The organism is Acinetobacter sp. ANC 4216 (assembly GCF_004331195.1).
In the GTDB taxonomy this organism is placed as follows: Bacteria; Pseudomonadota; Gammaproteobacteria; order Pseudomonadales; family Moraxellaceae; genus Acinetobacter; species Acinetobacter kookii.
In genome coordinates, this window is record NZ_SJOC01000035.1 from 1 (window position 1) to 5,320 (window position 5,320).

Annotated in this window: 8 protein-coding genes; 4 read left to right on the forward strand and 4 right to left on the reverse strand. The window is 42.3% G+C overall.

Annotation, left to right across the window (positions count from 1 at the left end; all coding sequences use genetic code 11):
• Positions 1–140, reverse strand: a 140-nt coding sequence (locus E0H88_RS15750) for a DUF4372 domain-containing protein (RefSeq protein ID WP_131275061.1), incomplete at its 3' end; no start/stop codon positions are given.
• Between the two features lie 115 nt (positions 141–255).
• Entirely contained in the window at positions 256–969 is a 714-nt protein-coding gene (tsaA, locus tag E0H88_RS15755; RefSeq protein ID WP_131275063.1) for a tRNA (N6-threonylcarbamoyladenosine(37)-N6)-methyltransferase TrmO, read from the reverse strand.
• Positions 970–1,074: 105 nt separating this feature from the next.
• Here tsaA and E0H88_RS15760 point away from each other — a divergent pair, with 105 nt between their 5' ends.
• On the forward strand, positions 1,075–1,854 hold the full coding sequence (locus tag E0H88_RS15760) for a ferredoxin--NADP reductase (protein WP_092818522.1): 780 nt from the start codon (positions 1,075–1,077) through the stop codon (positions 1,852–1,854).
• Between the two features lie 56 nt (positions 1,855–1,910).
• Here the strand turns inward: E0H88_RS15760 and E0H88_RS15765 are convergent, their stop codons facing one another.
• On the reverse strand, positions 1,911–2,546 hold the full coding sequence (locus E0H88_RS15765) for a cation efflux transmembrane domain-containing protein (RefSeq protein ID WP_131275065.1): 636 nt from the start codon (positions 2,544–2,546) through the stop codon (positions 1,911–1,913).
• Positions 2,547–2,628: 82 nt separating this feature from the next.
• Between E0H88_RS15765 and E0H88_RS15770 the strand changes: the two genes are divergently transcribed.
• From E0H88_RS15770 to E0H88_RS15780, 3 genes are all read left to right on the forward strand, one after another.
• Positions 2,629–3,057 (forward strand): Cd(II)/Pb(II)-responsive transcriptional regulator, encoded by a 429-nt coding sequence (locus tag E0H88_RS15770; protein WP_131275067.1) that lies wholly within the window; start codon positions 2,629–2,631, stop codon positions 3,055–3,057.
• Positions 3,058–3,125: 68 nt separating this feature from the next.
• Entirely contained in the window at positions 3,126–4,523 is a 1,398-nt protein-coding gene (gene trhP, locus E0H88_RS15775; RefSeq protein ID WP_131275069.1) for a prephenate-dependent tRNA uridine(34) hydroxylase TrhP, read from the forward strand.
• A gap of 16 nt (positions 4,524–4,539) precedes the next feature.
• Positions 4,540–4,794 carry a YfhL family 4Fe-4S dicluster ferredoxin gene (locus tag E0H88_RS15780; protein ID WP_131275071.1) on the forward strand — a complete coding sequence of 85 codons (255 nt, stop codon included), beginning with the start codon at positions 4,540–4,542 and terminating at the stop codon, positions 4,792–4,794.
• Positions 4,795–5,034: 240 nt separating this feature from the next.
• Here the strand turns inward: E0H88_RS15780 and E0H88_RS15785 are convergent.
• The coding region (locus E0H88_RS15785; RefSeq protein WP_165493335.1) for an FAD-dependent oxidoreductase at positions 5,035–5,320 on the reverse strand (286 nt) is incomplete at its 5' end.

The window sequence follows — 5,320 nt, forward strand, 5'->3', positions numbered from 1 at the left end:
ATTAATATGGCAACAAACTGATCCCAGCGGGTGGCTGATCTTAATTTTTGCCCAGAGTGGTGCAGTTTAGCCAGACGTTCAAAATCTTGTCTTAAAATGGGTTTGAGTAATTGATGAAATACGGTATTCTGATGTGACAAAACCTGAGTCCTTTATAGTTAAAGTGTTTGTTTGCACTTATATTTTAACTATTTAGACTCAGGTTTTTTTATTTAAAGCAAACTATGGGACAGTAGTGGCTTAAAGCTCCTTTTTTTACGTCAAAATTTCGAGAATTTGCACCTTATGGTCATCAACCTTAAACTTCACATTCAAGTCGGCAAACAACATGCCATATACCCGCTCCGCATCATTTTGATAAGCCGGTCTTGGATCGAGCGATAAAACCTGTTCCAATTCATTTACAATTTGCGCTGTCAGTGTCTTTTGCTTGAGCAAAGCCTGCTTTTGCTGTTCGGCATTTTCTGTCCAGATCACAGAGTTTCGTTCAGGTTCATCCTGTGCATAACCACTTTGCGCCGTAACCACAACATCTGAATATTGGATATAAGGTTTAATATCGACAATCGGCGTGCCATCCAGAAGATCGCTGCCTGTCACATACACACGTACCGACTTGCCGACTTTTTTCACGGCTTTCAGCTGGACCACGGATAAACCGAGGGGTGATGGCCGGTACATGCTGCGTGTGGCAAATACCCCGATTTTTTTATTGCCTCCCAAGCGCGGTGGACGAACTTGCGGTCTAAAGTTTTGACTTTGCTGCTGATTTTTATTGTCATGAAACTGCCACAATAGCCAGAGATGACTAAATTCCTCAATCCCTTCAAAAGCGGTTAAATCATTATAAGGCTCAACCATTTCAATATAGGACTCGACCTGTACCAGATTGGGTTGGCGTGGAATGCCAAATTTTTCTTTATAAGGCGATTTCATATACCCGATTATTGGCATTTTAAGCTCAGTCATAATCACTTTTTCTGATAAGTTCAATTAAATATATTCAGTTTATCGAGAATGTTTTTAGATTAGAATAGTAAGCTGTTCTAATTTGATAACTTATTGAGACCTTTAATGGCTGCTTTCAACGTCGAAAAGATTACTCACGTCCACCACTGGAATGACACTTTATTCTCTTTTAAAACAACTCGTGATACTGCATTACGTTTTAAAAACGGACAATTTGTGATGATCGGTCTTGAAGTGAATGGTAAGCCTTTAATGCGCGCTTATTCAATTGCAAGTGCTAACTACGAAGAAGAATTAGAGTTTTTCTCTATTAAAGTTCCAGATGGTCCTTTAACTTCTATCCTGCAAAAAGTAAAAGTGGGTGACGAAATCCTGGTTTCTAAAAAACCTACAGGCACTTTGGTTCTGGACGATTTGAACCCGGGTAAAAACTTGTACCTTCTTTCTTCTGGTACCGGTCTTGCTCCATTCCTGTCCGTGATTCGTGATCCTGAAACCTATGAACGTTTTGAAAAAATCATCGTGGTTCACGGTACACGTTTCATTTCTGAACTGGCTTATCAAGATTTGATTCTCAACGAAATTCCAAACCATGAATTCTTCGGTGAGTTAGGTGCTAAAGAAAAATTGGTGTATTACCCAACTGTAACGCGTGAAGATTTCCATACTCAAGGTCGTGTAACCACTGCCATTGAATCTGGTCAATTGTTCGAAAAAATCGGTCTGCCACGTTTCAACCCGGAAACTGACCGTGCAATGCTTTGCGGTAGCCCGGCATTCCTGGACGACGTTGCGGCTCTTCTTGACCAGCATGGTCTAAAAGAATCTCCACGTATGGGCGTTTTAGGCGACTACGTCATTGAACGTGCATTCGTTGAAAAATAAGATACTGAGCTATTTAAAAAACCGAGCTTATGAGCTCGGTTTTTTCTCTTATTTAATTACTCAGATGCCGGTACAAAAGGCTTATTCTCTTTGCGTTCTTGTAAGGCTTTTTGAATCACCCGATACCCTGCCGTTAAACCTAAACTTGCCATAATCACGGCAACCACAATATCCGGCCACATGCTCCCCGTACCAAACACACCGACCGCAGCCAAAATCACCGCGACATTGCCAATAGCATCATTACGGCTACACAGCCAGACCGACTGCATATTTGAGTCACCGTCACGAAAGGCATATAAAATCACGGCCGCAGTGACATTGGCAATTAAAGCAAGCAGACCAATTGCCCCCATAGTCATGGCTTCGGGCGGAATGCCTTGCACATAGGCATAGAGCGCTTTTGCAATGACCACAAAACCAAATAGCGCCATGGTGATGCCTTTTATCAACGCCACTGTAGCACGCCAGTATAGACTTGCACCCAATACGGCCAGTGAAATGCCATAATTCACCGCATCACCAAAGAAATCGAGGGAATCTGCCCAAAGTGCAGAAGAGTGTGCATAAGCGCCCCCAATCAATTCCACGATAAACATCACAATATTAATAATGAGCGCAATCCACAAAGCCGTCCGAAATTTGCTATTTGGCTTTTGCGGTGCAGGTTCATGACTGCAAGTACATGCCATTTTTCATCACCTCTATGACTTTATTCATAACCTTGTTTATATTACTGTTATTCAAAACTATGGAGTAACTCCAAGGTCAAGTATGAATACACCTAAATATTATTTAATTAAAGAGTTGGCCAATAAAACTCAGCTCAGCACGGACACAATCCGTTTTTATGAGAAAAAGCAGCTGATCCAGCCGAGTTTTCGGGCAGATAATAATTATCGCTATTATGATGAAAATACATTCAAACGACTGATGTTTATTAAACGCTGTCGCACGCTCGATATTTCACTCGGCGAGATTGAAGCGTTGCTTGAACTCGAACAGCAGCCCTCGCAAAGCTGCCATGCAGTGAATCAGCTGATTGAACAACACATTGAACAAGTCACTGATAAAATTATAGAATTACAAAAATTTCAACAACAGCTCATCCAGCTACGTGCCTCTTGCAGTAGCACCAAAACCATTGACAGCTGCCAGATTTTGAAGCAGCTCGAAGCCGAAAATAAGGAAATATCCAACTAATTTACTAGGTTGAATCATTTTTCTAGATCCCTACAATAAAGCCATAGTTTTTTTATGCCTTTAAAGACATGACCATTTCACACGTAACCGAACTTCTTTCTCCTGCCGGCTCGCTGAAAAACATGCGCTATGCCTTTGCCTATGGTGCCGATGCGGTATATGCAGGTCAGCCACGTTATAGTTTACGTGTACGTAACAATGCTTTTGATCATGACAATCTGGCAATTGGCATTGCCGAAGCACACGCCTTGGGCAAAAAATTCTATGTGGTCGTGAATATCCAGCCGCATAACTCAAAGTTAAAAAACTTCATTCGTGACTTGGAACCTGTCATTGGGATGAATCCAGATGCACTGATCATGTCCGATCCGGGTTTAATCATGATGGTGCGTGAACATTTTCCCGACATGCCGGTTCACTTGTCTGTACAGGCCAATGCCGTGAACTGGGCAACGGTAAAATTCTGGAAAAACATGGGACTCACTCGTGTCATTCTGTCACGTGAACTTTCTATCGAAGAAATTGAAGAAATTAAAAATAATGTTCCTGACATGGAAATTGAAGTTTTCGTGCATGGTGCATTATGTATGGCTTATTCCGGTCGTTGCCTGCTTTCTGGCTATATGAATAAACGTGATGCCAATCAGGGCGCATGCACCAATGCGTGTCGCTGGGATTATAAAATTCACGAAGCAGCTGAAGATGAAACTGGAGATGTGATTCCAGTTCAACAAATCGAAGAATCAGCATGCTGCAAAAACCAAGATGCCGATGAGCAACACGCCCTAGAACAACACCAATTTGGCGAGCCGGTTTTATTACAGCGCAATGAAGAAGACATGTTTGCAGCCGAAGAAGACGAACATGGCACCTACTTCATGAACTCTAAAGACTTGCGTGCGGTACAGCATGTCGACCGTTTAACCAAAATGGGCATTCATTCCTTAAAAATTGAAGGTCGCACCAAGTCCTATTTCTACTGCGCGCGTACTGCACAGATTTACCGTAAAGCGATTGATGATGCGCTAGAGGGCAAACCGTTTGATCCATCCCTGATGACTCAGCTGGAAGGCTTGGCGAATCGTGGCTATACGGAAGGTTTCCTGCGTCGTCATGTACATACTGAATATCAAAATTATGAAACCGGTTCATCGCGTTTTGACCATCAGCAGTTTGTCGGTGAAGTATTAGAGCGTAACGGTGACTACATCAAGATTGATGTGAAAAACCGTTTTGTGGTCGGTGACTCGCTTGAGCTGATGACCACTTCAGGCAATATCACGTTTACTTTAACAGAAATGAAAGATAAAAAAGGGAACCTGATTGAGGATGCCAAAGGTTCAGGCCATGTCGTGGATATTCCTGTCCCTGCCGATGTAGACATGAACTATGCCCTGCTGATTCGCAACTTGCCGAATTCGACGGCAGATATTTCAGCATCCTCGTTGGCCTATCAAGCGGTCTAATGTTAGAGAGATCAACATGGCTTTATTGATTACCGATAAATGCATCAACTGCGATATGTGTTTGCCTGAATGTCCGAATGAAGCCATTTATGAGGGCGATAAGGTGTATGAAATTGATGTGAACCGCTGTACAGAATGTGTCGGCTTTTATGAGCACCAAACCTGTATAGCCGTATGCCCAATTGAGTGCATTATTCCGCATCCAGAGCATGTGGAAACACAAGAGCAATTGATGCAAAAGTTTAAAAACTTGAATTTATTTAAGTTTTAAAAAATATTTGGAGATGGCATCAAACTTGCTTAATTAAATATAACAAGATTGGGGTAAGAACAATAAAAAAGCGCAAAACAAAAAATGTAGAAAAACAGAATAACCATGGAAATGGTGGTGATAAAAAAAAGGAACCCAGAGTTAGCGTGCTGAGTTCCTATAAACAGGGTAAAACAAAAACTTGGGGAACTAAAGCCAAAGTGTCTATGTCAATGTACATAGCCACTTTGGCTTTTTTAATTACTGCCCCGAACGGATAATGTAATCAAAAGCAGACAGTGATGCCTTGGCACCTTCACCGGTGGCGATGATAATCTGCTTGTACGGCACCGTGGTACAGTCACCGGCAGCAAATACACCTTTCACACTGGTTTCGTTGCGCTCGTTAATCACGATCTCGCCACGGTTAGTGAGTTCCACTTTTGATGCTTTCAGGAAATCCGTGTTTGGCAACAGCCCGATCTGTACAAAGATCCCCGCCAGTTCAACCGTGTGTTCCTCATCCGTTGCACGGTCCTTATATTTC

Excerpts from the sequence above, each read along its gene's own strand:
- E0H88_RS15780 (WP_131275071.1), top strand. The coding sequence starts at position 4,540 with ATGGCTTTATTGATTACCGATAAATGCATCAACTGCGATATGTGTTTG.
- E0H88_RS15770 (WP_131275067.1), top strand. The coding sequence starts at position 2,629 with ATGAATACACCTAAATATTATTTAATTAAAGAGTTGGCCAATAAAACT.
- tsaA (WP_131275063.1), bottom strand. The coding sequence starts at position 969 with ATGACTGAGCTTAAAATGCCAATAATCGGGTATATGAAATCGCCTTAT.
- E0H88_RS15760 (WP_092818522.1), top strand. The coding sequence starts at position 1,075 with ATGGCTGCTTTCAACGTCGAAAAGATTACTCACGTCCACCACTGGAAT.
- E0H88_RS15765 (WP_131275065.1), bottom strand. The coding sequence starts at position 2,546 with ATGGCATGTACTTGCAGTCATGAACCTGCACCGCAAAAGCCAAATAGC.
- trhP (WP_131275069.1), top strand. The coding sequence starts at position 3,126 with ATGACCATTTCACACGTAACCGAACTTCTTTCTCCTGCCGGCTCGCTG.